This window comes from Pseudomonas sp. F220, assembly GCF_057813935.1.
Map to the genome: position 1 here is coordinate 126,895 of NZ_JBVASJ010000006.1, position 18,559 is coordinate 145,453.

Annotated in this window: 20 protein-coding genes and 1 pseudogene; 17 read left to right on the plus strand and 4 right to left on the minus strand. The window is 58.6% G+C overall.

Annotated features, from left to right (window positions below; genetic code table 11):
• The first annotated feature begins 239 nt into the window (after window positions 1–239).
• Window positions 240–1,358, plus strand: coding sequence for a glutamate 5-kinase (gene proB, locus ACZYSM_RS08405; protein WP_489070684.1), 1,119 nt, complete (start codon window positions 240–242; stop codon window positions 1,356–1,358).
• Window positions 1,359–1,390: 32 nt separating this feature from the next.
• Window positions 1,391–1,855: a CreA family protein gene (locus tag ACZYSM_RS08410; RefSeq protein ID WP_489070686.1), complete on the plus strand. Its 465-nt coding sequence runs from the start codon at window positions 1,391–1,393 to the stop codon at window positions 1,853–1,855.
• A gap of 185 nt (window positions 1,856–2,040) precedes the next feature.
• Here ACZYSM_RS08410 and rpsT read toward each other — a convergent pair whose 3' ends face one another.
• Window positions 2,041–2,319 (minus strand): 30S ribosomal protein S20, encoded by a 279-nt coding sequence (gene rpsT / locus ACZYSM_RS08415; RefSeq protein ID WP_008154937.1) that lies wholly within the window; start codon window positions 2,317–2,319, stop codon window positions 2,041–2,043.
• 260 nt (window positions 2,320–2,579) lie between these two features.
• Between rpsT and murJ the strand changes: the two genes are divergently transcribed.
• The 6 genes from murJ to ispH all read left to right on the plus strand — a co-directional run bounded on the left by murJ (window position 2,580) and on the right by ispH (window position 10,121).
• Window positions 2,580–4,118 carry a murein biosynthesis integral membrane protein MurJ gene (gene murJ, locus ACZYSM_RS08420; RefSeq protein WP_489070689.1) on the plus strand — a complete coding sequence of 513 codons (1,539 nt, stop codon included), beginning with the start codon at window positions 2,580–2,582 and terminating at the stop codon, window positions 4,116–4,118.
• A gap of 129 nt (window positions 4,119–4,247) precedes the next feature.
• On the plus strand, window positions 4,248–5,186 hold the full coding sequence (gene ribF / locus ACZYSM_RS08425; RefSeq protein WP_489070691.1) for a bifunctional riboflavin kinase/FAD synthetase: 939 nt from the start codon (window positions 4,248–4,250) through the stop codon (window positions 5,184–5,186).
• A gap of 13 nt (window positions 5,187–5,199) precedes the next feature.
• Complete coding sequence (gene ileS / locus ACZYSM_RS08430; protein ID WP_489070693.1) at window positions 5,200–8,031, plus strand: isoleucine--tRNA ligase; 2,832 nt, start codon at window positions 5,200–5,202, stop codon at window positions 8,029–8,031.
• Window positions 8,024–8,536 carry a signal peptidase II gene (gene lspA, locus ACZYSM_RS08435; RefSeq protein WP_489070695.1) on the plus strand — a complete coding sequence of 171 codons (513 nt, stop codon included), beginning with the start codon at window positions 8,024–8,026 and terminating at the stop codon, window positions 8,534–8,536. Before ileS ends, lspA begins: the two co-directional genes overlap by 8 nt.
• Before the next feature lie 7 nt (window positions 8,537–8,543).
• Window positions 8,544–8,981, plus strand: a complete 438-nt coding sequence (locus tag ACZYSM_RS08440; protein WP_489070842.1) for an FKBP-type peptidyl-prolyl cis-trans isomerase — start codon at window positions 8,544–8,546, stop codon at window positions 8,979–8,981.
• A gap of 192 nt (window positions 8,982–9,173) precedes the next feature.
• Complete coding sequence (gene ispH, locus ACZYSM_RS08445; RefSeq protein ID WP_489070697.1) at window positions 9,174–10,121, plus strand: 4-hydroxy-3-methylbut-2-enyl diphosphate reductase; 948 nt, start codon at window positions 9,174–9,176, stop codon at window positions 10,119–10,121.
• Here the strand turns inward: ispH and ACZYSM_RS08450 are convergent.
• Window positions 10,098–10,646 carry a GspH/FimT family pseudopilin gene (locus tag ACZYSM_RS08450; RefSeq protein WP_489070699.1) on the minus strand — a complete coding sequence of 183 codons (549 nt, stop codon included), beginning with the start codon at window positions 10,644–10,646 and terminating at the stop codon, window positions 10,098–10,100. The genes ispH and ACZYSM_RS08450 overlap by 24 nt on opposite strands.
• 135 nt (window positions 10,647–10,781) lie before the next feature.
• Here ACZYSM_RS08450 and ACZYSM_RS08455 point away from each other — a divergent pair, with 135 nt between their 5' ends.
• From ACZYSM_RS08455 to thiO, 7 genes and pseudogenes are all read left to right on the plus strand, one after another.
• On the plus strand, window positions 10,782–11,255 hold the full coding sequence (locus ACZYSM_RS08455) for a GspH/FimT family pseudopilin (RefSeq protein ID WP_489070701.1): 474 nt from the start codon (window positions 10,782–10,784) through the stop codon (window positions 11,253–11,255).
• The gene (gene pilV, locus ACZYSM_RS08460) at window positions 11,252–11,719 is read left to right on the plus strand and encodes a type IV pilus modification protein PilV (protein WP_489070703.1); all 468 of its coding nucleotides are present in this window, start codon (window positions 11,252–11,254) and stop codon (window positions 11,717–11,719) included. Before ACZYSM_RS08455 ends, pilV begins: the two co-directional genes overlap by 4 nt.
• Window positions 11,716–12,423: a PilW family protein gene (locus ACZYSM_RS08465; RefSeq protein WP_489070705.1), complete on the plus strand. Its 708-nt coding sequence runs from the start codon at window positions 11,716–11,718 to the stop codon at window positions 12,421–12,423. The genes pilV and ACZYSM_RS08465 overlap by 4 nt, the downstream gene beginning before the upstream one ends.
• Before the next feature lie 11 nt (window positions 12,424–12,434).
• Window positions 12,435–12,911, plus strand: coding sequence for a pilus assembly PilX family protein (locus tag ACZYSM_RS08470; RefSeq protein WP_489070707.1), 477 nt, complete (start codon window positions 12,435–12,437; stop codon window positions 12,909–12,911).
• A 157-nt stretch (window positions 12,912–13,068) separates the two neighbouring features.
• Window positions 13,069–13,407 (plus strand): annotated as a pseudogene (locus tag ACZYSM_RS08475) (pilus assembly protein); the annotation flags it as partial.
• A gap of 14 nt (window positions 13,408–13,421) precedes the next feature.
• Window positions 13,422–13,823, plus strand: coding sequence for a type IV pilin protein (locus ACZYSM_RS08480; protein ID WP_489070709.1), 402 nt, complete (start codon window positions 13,422–13,424; stop codon window positions 13,821–13,823).
• A 56-nt stretch (window positions 13,824–13,879) separates the two neighbouring features.
• Complete coding sequence (gene thiO / locus ACZYSM_RS08485) at window positions 13,880–14,980, plus strand: glycine oxidase ThiO (protein ID WP_489070711.1); 1,101 nt, start codon at window positions 13,880–13,882, stop codon at window positions 14,978–14,980.
• Between the two features lie 257 nt (window positions 14,981–15,237).
• On the opposite strand, the gene ACZYSM_RS08490 is transcribed toward thiO, so the two are convergent.
• A complete protein-coding gene (locus ACZYSM_RS08490; RefSeq protein ID WP_489070713.1) occupies window positions 15,238–15,471 on the minus strand; it encodes a PP0621 family protein in 234 nt (77 codons plus the stop codon).
• A gap of 124 nt (window positions 15,472–15,595) precedes the next feature.
• On the minus strand, window positions 15,596–16,618 hold the full coding sequence (locus ACZYSM_RS08495) for an outer membrane protein assembly factor BamD (RefSeq protein ID WP_489070715.1): 1,023 nt from the start codon (window positions 16,616–16,618) through the stop codon (window positions 15,596–15,598).
• Between the two features lie 150 nt (window positions 16,619–16,768).
• Here ACZYSM_RS08495 and rluD point away from each other — a divergent pair, with 150 nt between their 5' ends.
• Together rluD and pgeF are read left to right on the plus strand one after the other, a co-directional pair.
• Entirely contained in the window at window positions 16,769–17,731 is a 963-nt protein-coding gene (gene rluD, locus ACZYSM_RS08500) for a 23S rRNA pseudouridine(1911/1915/1917) synthase RluD (protein WP_489070717.1), read from the plus strand.
• On the plus strand, window positions 17,728–18,453 hold the full coding sequence (gene pgeF, locus ACZYSM_RS08505) for a peptidoglycan editing factor PgeF (protein WP_489070719.1): 726 nt from the start codon (window positions 17,728–17,730) through the stop codon (window positions 18,451–18,453). Before rluD ends, pgeF begins: the two co-directional genes overlap by 4 nt.
• Window positions 18,454–18,559 lie beyond the last annotated feature (106 nt).

An 18,559-nucleotide genomic window follows, 5' to 3' on the forward strand; every position in this document is an offset into this window, starting at 1 on the left:
TCATTGTGTGGGAGCCGCCGATAGGCTGCGATCTTTTGAGGTATTGAAGATCGCTGATGCGCGCTGAAGCTCCTTCGCGAAGCAATCAATCTGGCTGGGCGCGGTGTTATCATCGTCCGCAAGCCGGTTTCCAAGGCGCCGCTCATTGAGCGGCGTTTTGGTATCTGCAAAACGCAAGAATACGAATAATCTCATGGGTGGCGCTGGGTCGCGTCACTCGTCGGCATAGGTTGAAGAAGATGCGGAGCAAGGTGGCAGGTGCGCGGCGCTGGGTCGTGAAGATCGGCAGCGCTTTGCTGACGGCGGACGGCAAGGGGCTGGATCGCGCGGCAATGGGTGTCTGGGTCGAACAGATGGTGGCTTTGCATGAGGCTGGTGTCGAGCTGGTGCTGGTTTCCTCTGGTGCGGTAGCGGCCGGTATGAGTCGTCTGGGCTGGACTGTGCGACCGAGTGCCATGCATGAGTTGCAGGCTGCCGCGGCCATCGGCCAGATGGGGCTGGTGCAGGCCTGGGAGTCGAGCTTTGCCGAGCATGGCCGGCACACTGCGCAGATCCTGCTGACCCATGACGACCTGTCTGATCGCAAACGCTACCTCAATGCCCGTAGCACCTTGCGCGCGCTGGTCGAGCTTAAGGTGATCCCGGTCATCAACGAAAACGACACTGTGGTGACCGACGAAATCCGTTTCGGTGATAACGACACGCTGGCGGCGTTGGTGGCCAACCTGGTCGAGGCTGATTTGCTGGTGATTCTCACGGATCGCGACGGCATGTTCGATGCGGACCCACGCAATAACCCCAATGCTCAACTGATCTACGAAGCGCGAGCTGACGACCCGGCCCTCGATGCGGTGGCGGGTGGCACCGGTGGTGCGCTTGGTCGTGGTGGCATGCAGACCAAGCTGCGCGCGGCGCGTCTGGCTGCTCGTTCTGGTGCTCACACGATCATCGTGGGTGGGCGCCTGGAGCGGGTGCTGGATCGGCTAAAAGCTGGCGAGCGCATCGGCACGTTGTTGTCGCCTGAGCGCGGCATGCTGGCGGCGCGCAAGCAGTGGCTGGCTGGGCATTTGCAGACCCGCGGCACGCTGGTTCTAGATGCGGGTGCGGTCGCGGCGCTGTCTCAGGGCAACAAGAGCTTGCTGCCGGTTGGCGTCAAGTTGGTCCAGGGCAGTTTCCGTCGTGGCGAAATGGTTGTCTGTGTGGCGCCGGATGGTCGTGAGATTGCCCGTGGTCTGGCCAACTACAGTGCTCTGGAAGCGCAAAAGATCATCGGTCAGTCGTCTGAAGCGATTGTCGGTCTGTTGGGTTATATGGCGGAGCCCGAGCTGGTTCATCGCGATAACCTGATCCTTGTTTGAAAAGCGATTTGATTGGCGTAAGGAAAACCTGAATGCGCGTAGCAAAAGGATTGTTGGGCTTACTGTTGGCTTTGCCGCTGCTGGCTTCGGCCGAGGAGATTGGTCGGGTTTCCACGGTGTTCAAGTTTGTCGGGCCAAATGATCGCATTATCGTCGAGGCGTTCGATGATCCGAAGGTTGAGGGTGTCACCTGTTACCTCTCGCGGGCCAAGACTGGTGGCGTGAAAGGTGGGTTGGGTCTGGCTGAAGATCGTGCCGAGGCGTCTATCGCTTGTCGTCAGGTCGGGCCGATCAGCTTCAAGGGTGAGCTGAAGGATGGCGAAGAGGTGTTCAAGGAGCGCACCTCGTTGGTGTTCAAGACCATGCAGGTGGTGCGGTTCCTCGACAAGAAGCGCAATACGCTGGTGTATCTGGTCTATAGCGATCGCCTGATCGAGGGCAGTCCACAGAATGCGGTGACCGCGATCCCGATCCTGCCGTGGACGCACGCTCAATAAATTAACGAAGATCCAAAGGTGGGAGCGAGCCTGCTCGCGATTGCGGACATCCAGCCAGCATAGATGCTGAATGTCACTCCGCTATCGCGAGCAGGCTCGCTCCCACATTTTTTTTGTGCGGCGTTTGTTAAATCGCAGGCAATAAAAAACCGACCCTAGGGTCGGTTTTTTAACAAGCGTGTCGCTTAGGCTGCAACGGCAAGGTTCAGAGCCTTGACGTGGCCATTCAAGCGGCTCTTATGGCGAGCAGCTTTGTTCTTGTGGATGATGCCTTTATCGGCCATACGGTCGATAACTGGCACGGCCAGAACGTAAGCAGCTTGCGCTTTTTCAGCGTCTTTTGCGTCAATGGCTTTAACTACATTCTTGATGTAGGTACGAACCATGGAACGCAGGCTGGCGTTGTGGCTGCGACGCTTCTCAGCCTGTTTTGCACGTTTTTTGGCGGAAGGTGTGTTGGCCACCGTCGAGCTCCTCGAAAGACTTTTTGGGAAATAGCAAACAAAATAGGCCGCGAATCATGCCGATGAGTTGAAGTCTTGTCAAGGGCGGGTGATGCGTTCCGCTGAGTGGTAGATGCGGAACGCCGGGATATTTCTTTCCGGCGTGCGACCTGTAAACTCGCGAGCTTTGGCTCTGTGCTGTTGTGCTGTTGCGGCGCGGAGTATCGCATATGTGGGCGCTTTGTTCGCCTGCTCTTTCTCTACAGGCAAAAACTCTTTCAATGAATCTGCTCAAGTCGTTGGCCGCCGTCAGCTCTATCACGATGCTTTCCCGGGTTTTGGGGTTTGTGCGTGACACCATTATTGCGCGCGCATTTGGCGCAGGGATGGCCACGGATGCGTTCTTTATTGCGTTTAAGCTGCCCAATCTGCTGCGGCGGATCTTTGCCGAGGGAGCGTTTTCCCAGGCCTTCGTACCGATTCTGGCGGAATATAAAAGCCAGCAGGGCGAGGAAGCGACGCGCACTTTCATTGCGTATGTCTCGGGTTTGCTGACGCTGGTTCTGGCCCTGGTCACGATAGCGGGGATGCTGGCTGCGCCTTGGGTCATCTGGGCAACTGCGCCGGGTTTTGCCAATACGCCGGAAAAATTCGCGCTGACGTCCGATCTGCTGCGGGTGACCTTTCCTTATATATTACTGATCTCCCTGTCTTCGCTGGCCGGGGCGATCCTCAATACCTGGAACCGTTTCTCTGTGCCGGCCTTTGTGCCGACCCTGCTCAACGTCAGCATGATCATTTTTGCAGTGTTCCTGACGCCTTACTTCGATCCGCCAGTCATGGCGTTAGGCTGGGCAGTATTGGCCGGTGGGCTGGCGCAGTTGCTGTACCAACTGCCGCACTTGAAGAAGATCGGCATGCTGGTGTTGCCGCGCCTGGACCTGCGTGATACCGGCGTCTGGCGGGTGATGAAGCAGATGCTGCCGGCGATCCTTGGGGTTTCGGTCAGCCAGATTTCGTTGATCATCAACACCATTTTCGCCTCATTCCTGGTGGCGGGCTCGGTGTCCTGGATGTATTACGCCGACCGTTTGATGGAGCTGCCGTCCGGCGTGCTGGGCGTGGCGTTGGGGACGATTCTGTTGCCGACGTTGGCCAAGACCTACGCCAGCAAGGATCGCCATGAATACTCACGGATTCTCGATTGGGGCTTGCGCCTGTGTTTCATGCTGGTGCTGCCATGCTCTCTGGCGTTGGGGATTCTGGCCGAGCCGCTGACCGTTTCGCTGTTCCAATACGGTCAATTCAGCGCGTTTGACGCTTCCATGACCCAGCGAGCGTTGATCGCTTACTCAGTAGGCCTGCTAGGCATCATTGTGATCAAAGTGCTGGCTCCCGGCTTTTATGCGCAGCAGAACATTCGCACGCCGGTCAAAATCGCCATCTTCACGCTGATCGTCACGCAGCTGCTCAACCTTGCCTTTATCGGGCCGCTGAAACATGCGGGCCTGGCGTTGGCAATCAGCGTCGGCGCCTGCATCAATGCCGGTCTGCTGTTTTATCAACTGCGCAAGCAGCAAATGTTTCAGCCGCAACCGGGCTGGGGAAAGTTTGGCCTGAAACTAGTGGTCGCGGTGGCGGTAATGTCCGCGGTATTACTGGGCTTGATGCAGTTCATGCCGGCCTGGGATCAGGGGCATATGCTGGAACGTTTCCTGCGTTTGGGGGCTTTAGTAGTGGCGGGAGTAGTGGCATATTTCGGCATGCTGGCGCTGATGGGCTTCCGTCTGAAGGATTTCGATCGCAAGGCGTTGAGCTAAAGACTTTTCACGGATAAACGCGGGTTAAACGTCGGTTTTATCGATTCGATCACTTTGGGTTACGGTGTTGCCTGTCGTCGGCCGCCGGGTGTGGTTATAATCGACCACTTTATGAGCAAGAAGCGCGTTATGCAGCTGGTTCGAGGCCTCCACAATTTGCGCCCCCAGCATCGGGGCTGTGTCGCCACTATTGGCAACTTTGACGGTGTTCACCGTGGTCACCAGGCTATCCTGGCTCGGCTGCGTGAACGTGCGCTTGAGTTGGGCGTGCCCAGCTGCGTGGTGATTTTCGAGCCGCAGCCGCGTGAGTTCTTCGCGCCTGACACGGCTCCGGCCCGACTGGCTCGATTGCGCGACAAGCTGCAGTTGCTGGCCGAGGAGGGTGTCGACCGGGTCTTGTGCCTGGCCTTCAACCAGCGGTTGAGCAAGCTCAGCGCTGCCGAGTTCGTCGATACCATTCTGGTCGATGGCCTCGGAGTGCAGCATCTGGAGGTCGGTGACGACTTCCGCTTCGGCTGCGACCGGATAGGAGATTTCGATTTCCTGCAGCAGGCCGGGATCGTTCAAGGTTTTACCGTCGAAGCGGCACAGACCGTCGAACTGGACGGTATACGTGTCAGCAGCACCCAGGTGCGTAATGCCTTGGCCGCTGCGGATTTTGCTTTGGCCGAGCGATTGCTCGGTCGTCCGTTCCAGATTGCCGGGCGGATACTGCACGGGCAGAAGCTGGCGCGCCAATTGGGCACGCCAACGGCCAACGTGCAACTCAAACGCCGTCGTGTGCCGCTGACCGGGGTTTATCTGGTAAGTGTCGAGATCGACGGTCAACCTTGGCCTGGAGTCGCCAATATCGGCGTTCGGCCAACGGTTGCAGGTGATGGCAAAGCCCACCTGGAAGTCCATCTTTTAGATTTTGCCGGCGATCTGTATGACCGGCGTTTGACGGTGGTTTTCCACCACAAGCTGCGCGAAGAGCAGCGTTTCGCCTCTCTGGAGGCGCTTAAGACGGCGATCAATGCGGATGTCGCCGCCGCCCGTGCCTATGCCGCACCTAGCGCCAATCGCTAATGAAGAGCCTTAAATGACCGACTATAAAGCCACGCTAAACCTTCCGGACACCGCCTTCCCAATGAAGGCCGGCCTGCCTCAGCGCGAACCGCAGATTCTGCAGCGCTGGGACAGCATTGGCCTGTACCAGAAGTTGCGTGAGATTGGTAAGGATCGTCCGAAGTTCGTTCTGCACGATGGTCCTCCGTACGCCAATGGCACTATTCACATCGGTCATGCGCTGAACAAAATTCTCAAGGACATGATCATCCGCTCGAAAACCCTTTCGGGTTTCGACGCGCCTTATGTTCCGGGCTGGGACTGCCACGGTCTGCCGATCGAACACAAAATCGAAGTGACTCACGGCAAAAACCTGTCTGCTGACGAAACCCGCGAGCTGTGCCGTGCCTATGCCACTGAGCAGATCGAAGGGCAGAAGACCGAATTCATCCGCCTCGGCGTGCTTGGCGACTTCGCCAACCCGTACAAAACCATGAATTTCGCCAACGAAGCCGGCGAAATCCGCGCGCTGGCAGAAATGGTCAAGGGCGGTTTCGTATTCAAGGGCCTCAAGCCTGTGAACTGGTGCTTTGACTGCGGCTCGGCGTTGGCTGAAGCGGAAGTCGAATACCAGGACAAAAAATCCTCGACCATCGACGTGGCCTTCCCGATCGCTGACGAAGCCAAACTGGCGGCCGCTTTCGGTCTGGCTGCGCTGAGCAAACCTGCTTCGATCGTGATCTGGACCACCACCCCGTGGACCATCCCGGCCAACCAGGCACTGAACGTTCACCCAGAGTTCAACTACGCCCTGGTCGATGTCGGCGACAAACTGCTGGTGCTGGCTGAAGAGCTGGTCGAATCCTGTCTGGTTCGCTACAACCTGGAAGGCTCGGTGATCGCCACCGCTCCAGGCGCGGCGCTGGAACTGATCAATTTCCGTCACCCGTTCTACGATCGTCTGTCACCGGTTTACCTGGCTGAGTACGTCGAACTGGGCGCCGGTACTGGCGTGGTTCACTCAGCTCCAGCCTACGGCGAAGATGACTTTGTGACCTGCAAGCGTTACGGCATGGTCAACGACGACATCCTCACTCCGGTGCAGAGCAACGGCGTGTACGCCACCTCGCTGGAGTTCTTTGGTGGCCAGTTCATCTGGAAAGCCAACCCGGCTATCGTCGACAAACTCGCTGAAGTCGGTGCATTGCTGCACACCGAAACCATCAGCCACAGCTACATGCACTGCTGGCGCCACAAGACTCCGCTGATCTACCGCGCCACCGCGCAGTGGTTCGTCGGCATGGACAAAGAGCCAGCCACCGGCGAGACCCTGCGCAAACGTGCGATCAAGGCTATCGAAGAGACCGCGTTCATACCCGCCTGGGGCCAGGCACGCCTGCACTCGATGATCGCCAATCGTCCGGACTGGTGCATCTCCCGTCAGCGTAACTGGGGCGTGCCGATCCCGTTCTTCCTGAACAAGGAAAGCGGTGAATTGCACCCGCGCACCGTCGAGCTGATGGAAGAAGTGGCCAAGCGCGTCGAAGTCGAAGGCATCGAAGCCTGGTTCAAGATGGATGCTGCCGAGCTGCTCGGTGACGAAGCGCCGCTCTACGACAAGATCAGCGATACCCTCGACGTCTGGTTCGACTCGGGCACCACTCACTGGCACGTGCTGCGCGGTTCGCACCCGATGGGTCATGAGACCGGCCCGCGTGCCGATCTGTACCTGGAAGGCTCCGACCAACACCGTGGCTGGTTCCACTCGTCGCTGTTGACCGGTTGCGCCATCGACAACCACGCGCCGTACCGCGAGTTGCTGACTCACGGCTTCACCGTCGATGAGAGCGGCCGCAAAATGTCCAAGTCCTTGGGCAACGTGATCGCGCCGCAGAAAGTCAACGACACCCTGGGCGCCGACATCATGCGTCTGTGGGTCGCGTCCACCGACTACTCGGGAGAGATCGCGGTTTCCGAGCAGATCCTGCAACGCAGTGCGGACGCCTACCGGCGGATCCGTAACACCGCGCGCTTCCTGCTTTCCAACCTGAGCGGTTTCAACCCGGCCACCGACATCCTGCCGGCTGAAGAAATGCTCGCGCTGGACCGTTGGGCGGTGGATCGCACGCTGTTGCTGCAACGCGAGTTGCAAGAGCACTACGGCGAATACCGTTTCTGGAACGTCTATTCCAAGGTGCACAACTTCTGCGTGCAGGAGTTGGGCGGTTTCTACCTGGACATCATCAAGGACCGTCAGTACACCACTGGCACCGACAGCAAGGCCCGGCGTTCCTGCCAGACCGCGCTGTTCCATATCTCCGAAGCGCTGGTACGCTGGATCGCACCGATCCTGGCCTTCACCGCCGACGAGTTGTGGCAGTACCTGCCGGGCGAGCGTAACGAATCGGTCATGCTCAACACCTGGTACGAAGGCCTCAGCGAGTTGCCAGAAGGCATCGAGCTGGACCGCGCCTACTGGGAGCGGATCATGGCGGTCAAGGTCGCCGTCAACAAGGAAATGGAAATCCAGCGTGCGGCCAAGGCCGTCGGTGGCAACCTGCAGGCTGAAGTGACACTGTTCGCCGAAGAATCGCTGGCGGCCGACTTGGCCAAGCTGAGCAACGAACTGCGCTTCGTCTTGATTACCTCGACCGCCAGCGTTGCACCCTTCGTGCAAGCGCCGGCTGATGCGGTGGAAACCGAAGTGGCTGGCCTCAAGCTGAAAGTGGTCAAGTCCGCTTTCGCCAAGTGCGCCCGTTGCTGGCATTGCCGCGAGGACGTCGGGATCAATCCTGAGCATCCGGAAATCTGCGGTCGCTGCGTCGACAACATCAGCGGCGCTGGCGAGGTTCGTCACTATGCCTAACGCTGCTAGCCGTTTCGGACGGCTGAGCTGGCTCTGGTTGAGCGTGCTGGTACTGGTCATTGATCAGGCCAGCAAGTTCTACTTCGAAGGCTCGCTGACGATGTACCAGCAAATTGTGGTAATCCCGGATTACTTCAGCTGGACGTTGGCCTACAACACCGGTGCTGCGTTCAGCTTTCTGGCTGACAGCTCCGGCTGGCAGCGCTGGTTGTTCGCCCTGATTGCGATTGTGGTCAGTGCGGTGCTGGTGGTCTGGCTCAAGCGTCTGGGGCGCAATGAAACCTGGCTGGCGATCGCGCTGGCACTGGTGCTTGGCGGTGCTCTGGGCAACCTGTATGACCGCATTGCCTTGGGCCATGTGATCGATTTCATTCTGGTGCATTGGCAGAACCGCTGGTATTTCCCTGCGTTCAACTTTGCCGACAGCGCCATCAGCGTCGGGGCAGTGATGCTGGCGCTGGATATGTTCAAAAGTAAAAAGACTGGAGAAGCCGTTCATGACTGAACAGTTATTGGCTGAGCAACGCATTGGCCAGAACACGGAAGTCACCTTGCATTTTGCATTGCGCCTGGAGAACGGCGACACCGTCGACAGTACCTTTGACAAGGCTCCAGCGACCTTCAAGGTCGGTGACGGCAACCTGCTGCCGGGTTTCGAAGTGGCATTGTTCGGCTTCAAGGCTGGCGACAAGCGCAACCTGCAGATCCTGCCGGAAAATGCTTTCGGTCAGCCAAATCCGCAAAACGTGCAGATCATCCCGCGTTCGCAGTTCAAGGATATGGAGCTGTCCGAAGGCCTGTTGGTGATCTTCAATGATGCGGCGAATACCGAGCTGCCTGGCGTGGTCAAAGCGTTCGACGACGCCCAGGTGACCATCGACTTCAACCACCCGCTGGCGGGTAAGACGTTGACCTTCGACGTTGAGATCATCGACGTCAAAGCACTGTAACTGACCGAATGCGGTCTAGTGTGGGAGCGGGCTTGCTCGCGAAAGCGGTGTAACAGCCAACATTTTTGTCGGACGTTTAGCAGCCTTCGCGAGCAAGCCCGCTCCCACACTGAATCTGCGCTGTTTTCGAACCTCGCGTTCGATTAGCAGGCAGGCATTATTATTTTTTGCGCGTAAGCCACGAGGCACAGTATGCAAATCAAACTCGCCAACCCCCGTGGCTTCTGCGCCGGTGTAGACCGGGCGATCGAAATCGTCAATCGCGCCCTGGAAGTCTTCGGGCCGCCGATTTATGTGCGCCACGAAGTGGTCCACAACAAATTTGTCGTCGAAGACCTGCGTGCTCGCGGAGCAATCTTCGTCGAAGAGCTGGATCAGGTGCCGGACGATGTCATCGTGATCTTCAGCGCCCACGGTGTTTCCCAGGCCGTGCGTACCGAAGCGGCGGGCCGTGGCCTGAAAGTTTTCGATGCGACCTGTCCGTTGGTAACCAAGGTTCACATCGAAGTCGCGCGTTACAGCCGCGACGGTCGCGAATGTATTCTCATCGGCCATGCCGGTCACCCGGAAGTCGAAGGCACCATGGGCCAGTACGACGGCAGCAGTGGCGGGGCGATCTACCTGGTCGAAGATGAAAAAGACGTCGCCGCGTTGCAAGTGCGCAATCCCGAGAAACTGGCGTTCGTGACTCAGACCACCTTGTCGATGGACGACACCAGTCGTGTCATCGACGCACTGCGCAGTCGCTTCCCGGCGATTGGCGGTCCGCGCAAGGACGACATCTGCTACGCCACGCAAAACCGTCAGGACGCGGTCAAGCAACTGGCGGATGAGTGCGATGTGGTGTTGGTGGTCGGTAGCCCCAACAGCTCAAACTCCAACCGCCTGCGCGAGCTGGCCGAGCGCATGGCCACCCCGGCCTATTTGATCGATGGTGCTGAAGACCTGCAGCTCAGCTGGTTCGACGGCGTCGAGCGGATCGGCATCACCGCCGGCGCTTCGGCCCCGGAAGTGCTGGTGCGTGGCGTGATTCAGCAATTGCAGGCCTGGGGCGCAACCGGCGCCGATGAGCTGGCCGGCCGCGAAGAAAACATCACCTTCTCCATGCCCAAAGAGCTACGCGTTCGTTCGTTGCTTTGAGGTGTCACCCTCTGCGCACAGTTCCTGCTCGGCCTTTTCGCTGCGCAGGCTGATGCGACCGGTCTTGGCCAGCACCACTTGATGGTGACTAATGCCCTGGTCCGTGGCGCAAACATGTACGGTCCCGGCGCGAAAGGCGCCGCCTGGCCACAACGCTTCGCCTAAACCGGTGAAACGAACATAGGTCTTCATCGGTCCATTCCCGACAATCGTCACCCGTCCGCTCTCCTGGCGCTCAAGCAGCACCGGGTTATCGCTGTCCTCATGACCCTTGCCGCTGATATCCAGGATGATTTTCCAGCCCAGCCCCCAGTCGTCGTCCACTGCATGGATAACGACGGTCTGGTTGCGCAGGATGGCTTCGGTGCGGGCGTTGCGGATGCCGCTGGCGAGCATTTGCGCGGCATTCTCTCGGCGCACCGACTCGAGCAGCTCGCTGAACGGTGGGCTGACAAGTTGCAGGAGGAGGGCGGCGGTCGCCACTCCCATAAGCAGTTCGATCAGGCTGAAACCTTTCTGATGCATAACGTCTCCCTCCATGGAGATGGTGTGGGCGTGCGCAATCCGTGTGCGGGGCTTGGCAAATCAACCGTACATTCAGTTGTCGAATGTCCTAGGTTGTACCGCTAGTTATAGACGATGGCAGTTGAGGAGCTTGCGATGCGCCACCGCGTAAAGGGTTTTACGCTGATCGAGTTGATGGTCACGCTGGCGGTTTTTGTGATTCTGGTCACCATGGCCATTCCGGCGTTTACCCTGTCGGCACAGAGCGCTAAAGCCGATACGGAGGTCATTGATTTGCTGCACGGGCTCAATTACGCACGTTTGGAGGCAATTGACCGGGGTATCACTACGCGGATCAGGCCGACCGCAGATGGTGGCGCCTGGACTGCGGAGCTGTCGGTTTACGACGGTACTGGCAACCCTGCAAATGTATTGCGGGTTGTGCCAGGCATGAGCAGCGGCGCCACGTTGACACTAACCTCAGGCGTAACCAACATCGATTTCAACAATCTGGGTGGGTTGTCGGCACCTGCCACAACCGTGGTCTTGAATTATGTGTTGGGAGCGCAAACAAGGACGATCAATGTGTGTCTGAATGGACGAATTGTTTTGGGTGGAAAGTGCGGATGACGGGATCGGGCAAGCGTGCACAGGGCGGCATGACACTGATCGAAGTATTGGTTGCGGTAATGATCCTCGGTGTCGGGCTGCTGGGGGCGGCGGCGGTTCAGCTGAATGCGCTGAAGTACACCGACAGTTCGCTGATGACCAGCCAGGCCAGTTTTATTGCCTACGACATGCTCGACCGGATCCGGGCGAACTCAGGTGCCGATTACACCATCACACCTCCTGGTTCGAGCAACCTGAATGTCGCTCGGGATCAGGATCTCTATGACTTCACCACCAATATCGTCGCTTTTGGCGGTCCAAAGGCAACCGGCAGCGTTACGGTGAACCAGCGAGTGTTCACGATCACCATCAATTGGGACGATTCACGGGCTGCTGGAGCGGTCAGCCCCGCTCAGAGCGGTGTGCCCCAGCGGACCTTTGTGCTGACCAGTCGCGTCGCCGTCGACCCTGTGGTGACGCCATGAACAGAAGCGTCAAAGGTTTCGGTCTGATCGAGATGATGGTGGCGCTGGCGTTGAGTCTGATCGTGGTATTGGGTGCTGCGCAGATCTTCATTTCGGCGAAAAACACCTACGTCAGCCAGAACGCATCAGCCAGCATGCAGGAGGATGCGCGTTTCGTCCTGAGCAAAATGCTCCAGGAAATCCGTATGGTCGGCATGTTCGGTTGCCTTGGGTCGATCACCGACTTGAGCTCGGCCTCGGACTTCGCTGCCAACTCGGTAACGCCCATCAGCTGGGATAACGCCAATCTCAAGCTGACCCTGGTGACTGCCGACGTTGGCAATAACGGCGGTAAGCCGACCTGGACCGTTATCTCCGACTGTCGAAACAGCGCAACGGCCTATTCCGACACCCACACGCCTCCGATCGGGCAGTTGGCGTTCCCTATCCGCCGGCTGACCTACACCTTGCGCAACAATCAATTGTTGATGGGGGCTGGCACCTACGCTGGTCAGGTGTTGGTGGACCACGTCAGTGCTTTTTCGGTGACCTTCGGAGTCGCCAGTTCGGCCACCGATATTGCCGCTTCCAGCTACACCAGCAACCCGTCCGATCCAGCGCGTATACGCAGTGTGCGCTTGACCTTGACCCTGGCGGACCCGAACAACCGCGTACGCAATCAGACCTATAACGTGGTTGCTGCTTTGCGCAACCGGTTGATGTAGGTGGAGTGCCGATGAGTATTCCCCGAATGACGGTAAAGTCCGAGCGCGGTATGGCATTGCTGGTCAGCCTGGTGTTTCTTTTGCTGCTGACGCTGATCGGCATTTCGTCGATGCAGAACGCGACCTTGCAGGAAAAAATGACCGGCAGCGTGACCCTGCGCAATCAGTCGTTTCAAATGGCCGAAGCCGCATTGCGGATCGGTGAAAGCGCGGTGCAGCTGGACGCCTACTCGCTCACAGTTTGCGCGGGTACTCAATGCGCGCCGCCTGCCGAGTCGTCGGTGGTGGCCGCCGCCGGCCTCAATTCCTCCTCAGGGGTGAACTGGATCGCCGCCGGTAACGGCTTCTATGGGGTGCAGAACATCGGCACCACACTGACAGCCGTGAATGTACCGAGCAACACCTCGGCGACCTTGTATCGGGTCACGGCGGTAGCCCAGGTAGGTACCTCGCGCAGCGTGCTGGAGAGTATTTATGCGAAGTACTGAGGCCCGCTCACGCTGGCGGCGCTGGCTGCTGCTGTTCTGCGGCGCGGTATCGAGCCTTTACCTGACGGCGCCGACTTACGCCTTCACGCCCTCGGACTCACCGCTGTTGAGCGCTGCAGCCGTGGCGCCCAACGTTATGCTGTTGTTCGATAGCATCCAGGTCAGTCAGGTATCGGGGCGCATTGTGTTTCCCGGCGCCGGCCTGGATACCACCGACCTCTGTTCCAGCTTCGGTGCCGGTAAACTGATCGAACTGGATGCGTTCAGCGGTAAGATACTCAACTGTGCAGTACTCGATACCAACGGTGATGGGGGGATCGACAGCACGGACATACTGTCCAGTGGGGTGACCTTTACTGGCGGTATTCCAGTACTGAACGCGATCGTCAACGGTGCGACCAGCAAGATAGTGAACGACTCCAGTGGTGGCGTTACCACGCTGGTTGAAAAGCCGGGCGGCGCAAGCCGACGGATCATGTGGCGACAAATACAGTAAGTGAGATTTGAGGCATGCGCAAATTCAACCAAGGTTTTACCCTGATCGAAATAATGATCGTGATCGCGATCATCGGGATCGTGGTGACCATCGGCTACCCGGGCGTTACCGAATACCTGAAGAAAGCTCACCGCACCGAAATCGCCGGGTTGCTCTCCGAACAGGCGCAAAACCTGGAACGGTTCTATTCGAAGAGCAGTGTGTACACCAACGCCACCGGACTCAGTGCGGGTAACGACTACTACACCATTACTCCGACGCTGGACGATAAGACTTTCTCGCTGACGGCGGCACGTAAAAGCGGATCAATGATGGCGGACGACAAGTGTGGGGATTTCACCATCACCAATACCGGCCTCAGAACCATTGCCAATGCGACTGCCGGCCTGACCACCAAAGATTGCTGGGGTCGTTGAGTGCATTTTTCGGGCGCACTTTGCGCCCTTAGTCCTTTTTATTGTTGGATCAAAAGATGGCCAAGCAACAGCAAGTGGTGATTATCGGCGGTGGGGTTATTGGCCTGCTGACGGCGTTTAATCTGGCTTCTGAAGTGCAGAGTGTGGTCCTGCTGGATCGCTCGAATGTGGGGCAGGAGTCGTCCTGGGCTGGCGGCGGGATTGTTTCGCCGTTGTACCCATGGCGCTACAGCCCGGCGGTCACTGCGTTGGCCCATTGGTCACAGGATTTCTATCCACAGCTCGCCGAGCGTCTTTTTGCGGCAACGGGGGTTGATCCTGAAGTGCACAAGACTGGCCTGTACTGGCTTGATCTGGATGACGAAGCCGAGGCGCTGGCCTGGGCCGTGCGGGAAAACCGCCCGCTGAGCAGGGTGGATATCTCGGCCGCGCACGATGCGGTGCCCGTGCTGGGCGCCGGATTCTCCCGGGCGATCTACATGGCGGATGTGGCCAACGTGCGTAATCCGAGGTTGGTGAAGTCGCTCAAGGCCGCGTTGTTGGCATTGCCGAATGTCACGATCCATGAGCAATGCGAGGTCAGCGGTTTTATTCGCAAGGGCGAGCGTGTGGTGGGTGTGGATACGTCAGCGGGCGAGATTCTGGCGGATCAGGTTGTGCTGTCGGCGGGCGCCTGGAGCGGCGAGTTGCTGCAGAGCCTTGGTCTGGAGTTACCGGTCGAACCAGTAAAAGGTCAGATGATCCTCTACAAATGCGCGTCGGACTTTCTCTCGAGCATGGTCCTGGCCAAGGGTCGTTATGCGATTCCTCGCCGTGATGGACATGTGTTGATCGGCAGTACGCTGGAGCACGAAGGCTTTGACAAGACACCCACACAGTCCGCTCTGGAAAGCCTGAAGGCCTCGGCCATCGAGCTGATTCCGGCGCTGGCTGATGCTGAAGTGGTGGGGCATTGGGCCGGGCTACGGCCGGGGTCGCCGGAGGGTATTCCCTATATCGGTAGTGTTCCGGGTTTTGAGGGGCTGTGGCTCAATTGTGGCCATTACCGCAATGGTCTTGTGTTGGCGCCGGCCTCCTGCCAGTTGTTCGCTGATTTGATGCTGGGCCGTGAGCCGGTCATTGATCCCGCACCGTATGCACCGGCAGGTCGCATTTAGCGACTGAAGTCTTTAAAAGATCGTCCGAACGCGGCCCGAACCATCGGCAGCTCTTACGCCGACGGGGTACATCCGCAAATTTGCAGAGGTATGCAAATCCTGTAGGAGCTGCTGCAGGCTGCGATCTTTTAACGGGCGACAAGTTGCCACTCAATCCAGCCCCAGCTTCTTCAAGTGATACCGCATCGAGCGAAACGACAGATTCAAACGCTGAGCCGCAGCAGCGCTGGGCTTGTTTGCCGCAGGGACTTAAGGTCTCAGCGGTCACGTGAACCGGGGCCTTGCTCCAGGTGTGCCTGGCTGCAATACCACTGCTGTTGAAGACTTAGCGCCCGGTCACGCGGCAAATGCACACCACAGTGGGCGCAGCGGACCATGGGCGGCGCACTTTGCTCGCTGGGCGTATTGGCCACAGAAGTCGGGCGCTTGAACTTGCGCCAGAACCATACCGCAGCAGCAATCAGAGCGATCCAGAACAGTAAACGAACCATGGCGACCAGCTTTTCGACGAATGATTTGGCAGTTTAGCCAAGGACATGGCAAGCGCACAGCGCAATAAATCGCCGCAATAAAAAAGGGAGACTCGAAAGTCTCCCTTTTGGCACCACGCTGGTGTCAGTCGAACACACCAAAGGTCATGTAGCTGAACCACGAACGGTCGCTGTTGTTGCCTTGCGCTTCGTGTTGTTCTTCTTTGACGGCGTCGCCGTTTTCATCTTTAGGCTTCAGATCGGACGGGATCGCGTCTTTGGCATCCTGGTATTTCCTCATCACGTCCTGGTTGGCGCGGGTTTCGCCCGGCGGCAGCGGTGGACTGGATTCGATCAGACCCAGGGTCACCTTGCTCATCCACGAACGGTTGTCTGCTTCGGCAACCCGCGGCACGAACTGACCATCCACCAACGTCGGGTGATTGGGGTAGTTGAGCTTCAGGGTTTCCAGGCTGGTATTGGCCAAATCGTCCAGGTGCAGGCGCTGGTAGGACTCGACCATCACCGCCAGACCGTCACCGACTGAAGGGGTTTCCTGGAAGTTCTCCACCACATAACGACCACGGTTGGCAGCGGCTACATAGGCCTGACGGGTCAGGTAGTAGTCGGCCACGTGGATCTCGTAGGCGGCCAGCAGGTTGCGCAGGTAAATCATGCGCTGTTTGGCGTCCGGCGCGTAGCGGCTGTTCGGGTAGCGACTGGTGAGCTGCGCGAATTCGTTGTAAGAATCTCGAGCGGCACCCGGGTCACGCTTGGTCATGTCCAGCGGCAGGAAGCGCGCCAGCAGGCCGACGTCCTGGTCAAAGGAGGTCAAACCCTTGAGGTAGTACGCGTAATCAACGTTTGGATGCTGCGGGTGCAGCCGGATGAAACGCTCAGCGGCGGACTTTGCAGCTTCCGGCTCGGCGTTTTTGTAGTTGGCATAGATCAGCTCAAGTTGAGCCTGATCGGCATAGCGGCCGAATGGATAGCGCGACTCCAGGGCCTTCAGCTTGGCTGTGGCGCTGGTGTAGCTGTGGTTGTCCAGGTCGGTCTGTGCCTGCTGGTACAGCTCGACCTCGCTCAGGTTTTCGTCGACGACTTCCTTCGATGAGCAAGCAGCAGTCAATGCGAGGATGGCGATCAGCAGCAGGTGTTTCACTTGCATGGCGGCTTGCGTCCCTATGACGGCCGCTGTCTTGGGCGTGGCCGTCCTGTTATGATGATCACCCCGTTGGAAGCCACGGGGCAAAAGACGCCGTATTTAACCACAAGCGCGCAGCCGAAACCAAAGGCTGTGCCGACGCCTAGTCTGAGCATGTCCGATAAAATTGAACTTCGCGCAGAGGTGCCGTCCGAATTGGGCGGCCAACGCCTCGATCAAGTCGCCGCACAATTATTCGCTGAGCACTCGCGCTCGCGCCTTTCCGCCTGGATCAAAGACGGCCGCCTGACTGTGGATGGGGCGGTTATCCGCCCGCGAGACATCGTTCATGGTGGCGCCATTCTTGAGCTGACTGCCGAGCAGGAAGCCCAAGGAGAATGGATCGCTCAAGACATCAAGCTCGATATCGTCTACGAAGACGACGACATCCTGGTAATCAACAAGCCTGCGGGCTTGGTGGTGCACCCGGCTGCCGGTCATGCTGACGGCACCCTGCTCAACGCTTTGCTGCACCACGTTCCGGACATTATCAATGTGCCGCGCGCCGGTATCGTGCACCGTCTCGACAAGGACACCACCGGTTTGATGGTGGTGGCCAAGACGATTCAGGCGCAGACCCAGCTGGTCACTCAGCTGCAGAGCCGCAGTGTCAGCCGGATCTACGAGTGCATCGTGATCGGTGTGGTCACCGCCGGCGGCAAGATCAACGCGCCTATCGGTCGTCATGGCCAGCAACGTCAGCGTATGGCAGTGATGGAGGGTGGCAAGCAGGCGGTCAGTCATTACCGCGTGCTTGAGCGTTTTCGCTCCCACACCCACGTGCGGGTCAAGCTGGAAACCGGTCGTACACACCAGATTCGCGTGCACATGGCTCACATCAACTTCCCGTTGGTCGGAGATCCTGCCTATGGCGGACGTTTCCGCATCCCGCCGGCAGCCAGTTTGACCATGGTCGAATCGCTGAAAACTTTCCCGCGTCAGGCTCTGCATGCGCGTTTCCTGGAGTTGGATCATCCGACGACCGGTAAGCGTATGAGCTGGGAATCGCCACTGCCCGACGATTTCGTCTGGTTGCTGTCGCTGCTCAAACAGGACCGTGAGGCGTTCATCGGATGACCCACTGGCTGATTCCTGACTGGCCTGCGCCGGCCGGGGTGAAAGCCTGCGTCACCACCCGTGCGGGCGGCGTCAGTCTGGCGCCGTTCGACAGCCTCAACCTTGGCGACCACGTCGAAGACAGCCCTGAGGCTGTTGTCGAGAATCGCCGTCGTCTGACCGATCATTTCTCTATTCAGCCGGCCTGGTTGCAGCAAGTTCATGGCGTTGCTGTGGCTCATGCAGATCCAGGTTGTGTCGCAGCAGCCGACGCCAGTTGGTCCGCGACGCCGGGCATCGCCTGTACGGTGATGACTGCGGACTGCCTGCCTGCGCTGTTCTGTGACCGCGCAGGCACTCGCGTCGCAGCGGCCCATGCCGGTTGGCGCGGGTTGGCGGCTGGAGTGCTTGAAGCCACGCTAGACAGTCTTGCCGTGCCACCTTGCGAGGTGATGGTCTGGCTAGGTCCTGCTATCGGGCCGCAAGCGTTTGAAGTCGGTCCGGAAGTTCGTGAAGCCTTTGTTCAGCATCTTCCGCAAACGGCCCAGGCCTTTGTGCCAAGCCGTAACGCCGGGCGTTTTATGGCTGATATCTATGAGCTGGCGCGCCTGCGCTTGGCCGTGTGCGGTGTCACAGAGGTGTATGGCGGTGGTTTCTGCACCGTGACCGACCCGCGCTTCTATTCCTACCGCCGCAGTCCGCGCACCGGTCGGTTTGCCTCCCTTATCTGGCTTGAGCGCTAAACTCTCCTGATCTGCGTCAACCCTGCGCCGCTTGAATCTTCCAGAATCGACCTCATCTAGTGAGGTATCTGGCAGGTTTCTTCATTTAGGTGTGTCCATCGCTCCG

Coding starts and splice junctions, on each gene's coding strand:
- ACZYSM_RS08480 (WP_489070709.1), top strand. CDS start 13,422: ATGCGCAAATTCAACCAAGGTTTTACCCTGATCGAAATAATGATCGTG.
- lspA (WP_489070695.1), top strand. CDS start 8,024: ATGCCTAACGCTGCTAGCCGTTTCGGACGGCTGAGCTGGCTCTGGTTG.
- ACZYSM_RS08455 (WP_489070701.1), top strand. CDS start 10,782: ATGCGCCACCGCGTAAAGGGTTTTACGCTGATCGAGTTGATGGTCACG.
- ribF (WP_489070691.1), top strand. CDS start 4,248: ATGCAGCTGGTTCGAGGCCTCCACAATTTGCGCCCCCAGCATCGGGGC.
- rluD (WP_489070717.1), top strand. CDS start 16,769: ATGTCCGATAAAATTGAACTTCGCGCAGAGGTGCCGTCCGAATTGGGC.
- ACZYSM_RS08495 (WP_489070715.1), bottom strand. CDS start 16,618: ATGCAAGTGAAACACCTGCTGCTGATCGCCATCCTCGCATTGACTGCT.
- thiO (WP_489070711.1), top strand. CDS start 13,880: ATGGCCAAGCAACAGCAAGTGGTGATTATCGGCGGTGGGGTTATTGGC.
- ileS (WP_489070693.1), top strand. CDS start 5,200: ATGACCGACTATAAAGCCACGCTAAACCTTCCGGACACCGCCTTCCCA.
- pilV (WP_489070703.1), top strand. CDS start 11,252: ATGACGGGATCGGGCAAGCGTGCACAGGGCGGCATGACACTGATCGAA.
- ACZYSM_RS08410 (WP_489070686.1), top strand. CDS start 1,391: ATGCGCGTAGCAAAAGGATTGTTGGGCTTACTGTTGGCTTTGCCGCTG.
- proB (WP_489070684.1), top strand. CDS start 240: ATGCGGAGCAAGGTGGCAGGTGCGCGGCGCTGGGTCGTGAAGATCGGC.
- pgeF (WP_489070719.1), top strand. CDS start 17,728: ATGACCCACTGGCTGATTCCTGACTGGCCTGCGCCGGCCGGGGTGAAA.
- murJ (WP_489070689.1), top strand. CDS start 2,580: ATGAATCTGCTCAAGTCGTTGGCCGCCGTCAGCTCTATCACGATGCTT.
- ACZYSM_RS08470 (WP_489070707.1), top strand. CDS start 12,435: ATGAGTATTCCCCGAATGACGGTAAAGTCCGAGCGCGGTATGGCATTG.
- ACZYSM_RS08490 (WP_489070713.1), bottom strand. CDS start 15,471: ATGGTTCGTTTACTGTTCTGGATCGCTCTGATTGCTGCTGCGGTATGG.
- ispH (WP_489070697.1), top strand. CDS start 9,174: ATGCAAATCAAACTCGCCAACCCCCGTGGCTTCTGCGCCGGTGTAGAC.
- ACZYSM_RS08465 (WP_489070705.1), top strand. CDS start 11,716: ATGAACAGAAGCGTCAAAGGTTTCGGTCTGATCGAGATGATGGTGGCG.
- ACZYSM_RS08450 (WP_489070699.1), bottom strand. CDS start 10,646: ATGCATCAGAAAGGTTTCAGCCTGATCGAACTGCTTATGGGAGTGGCG.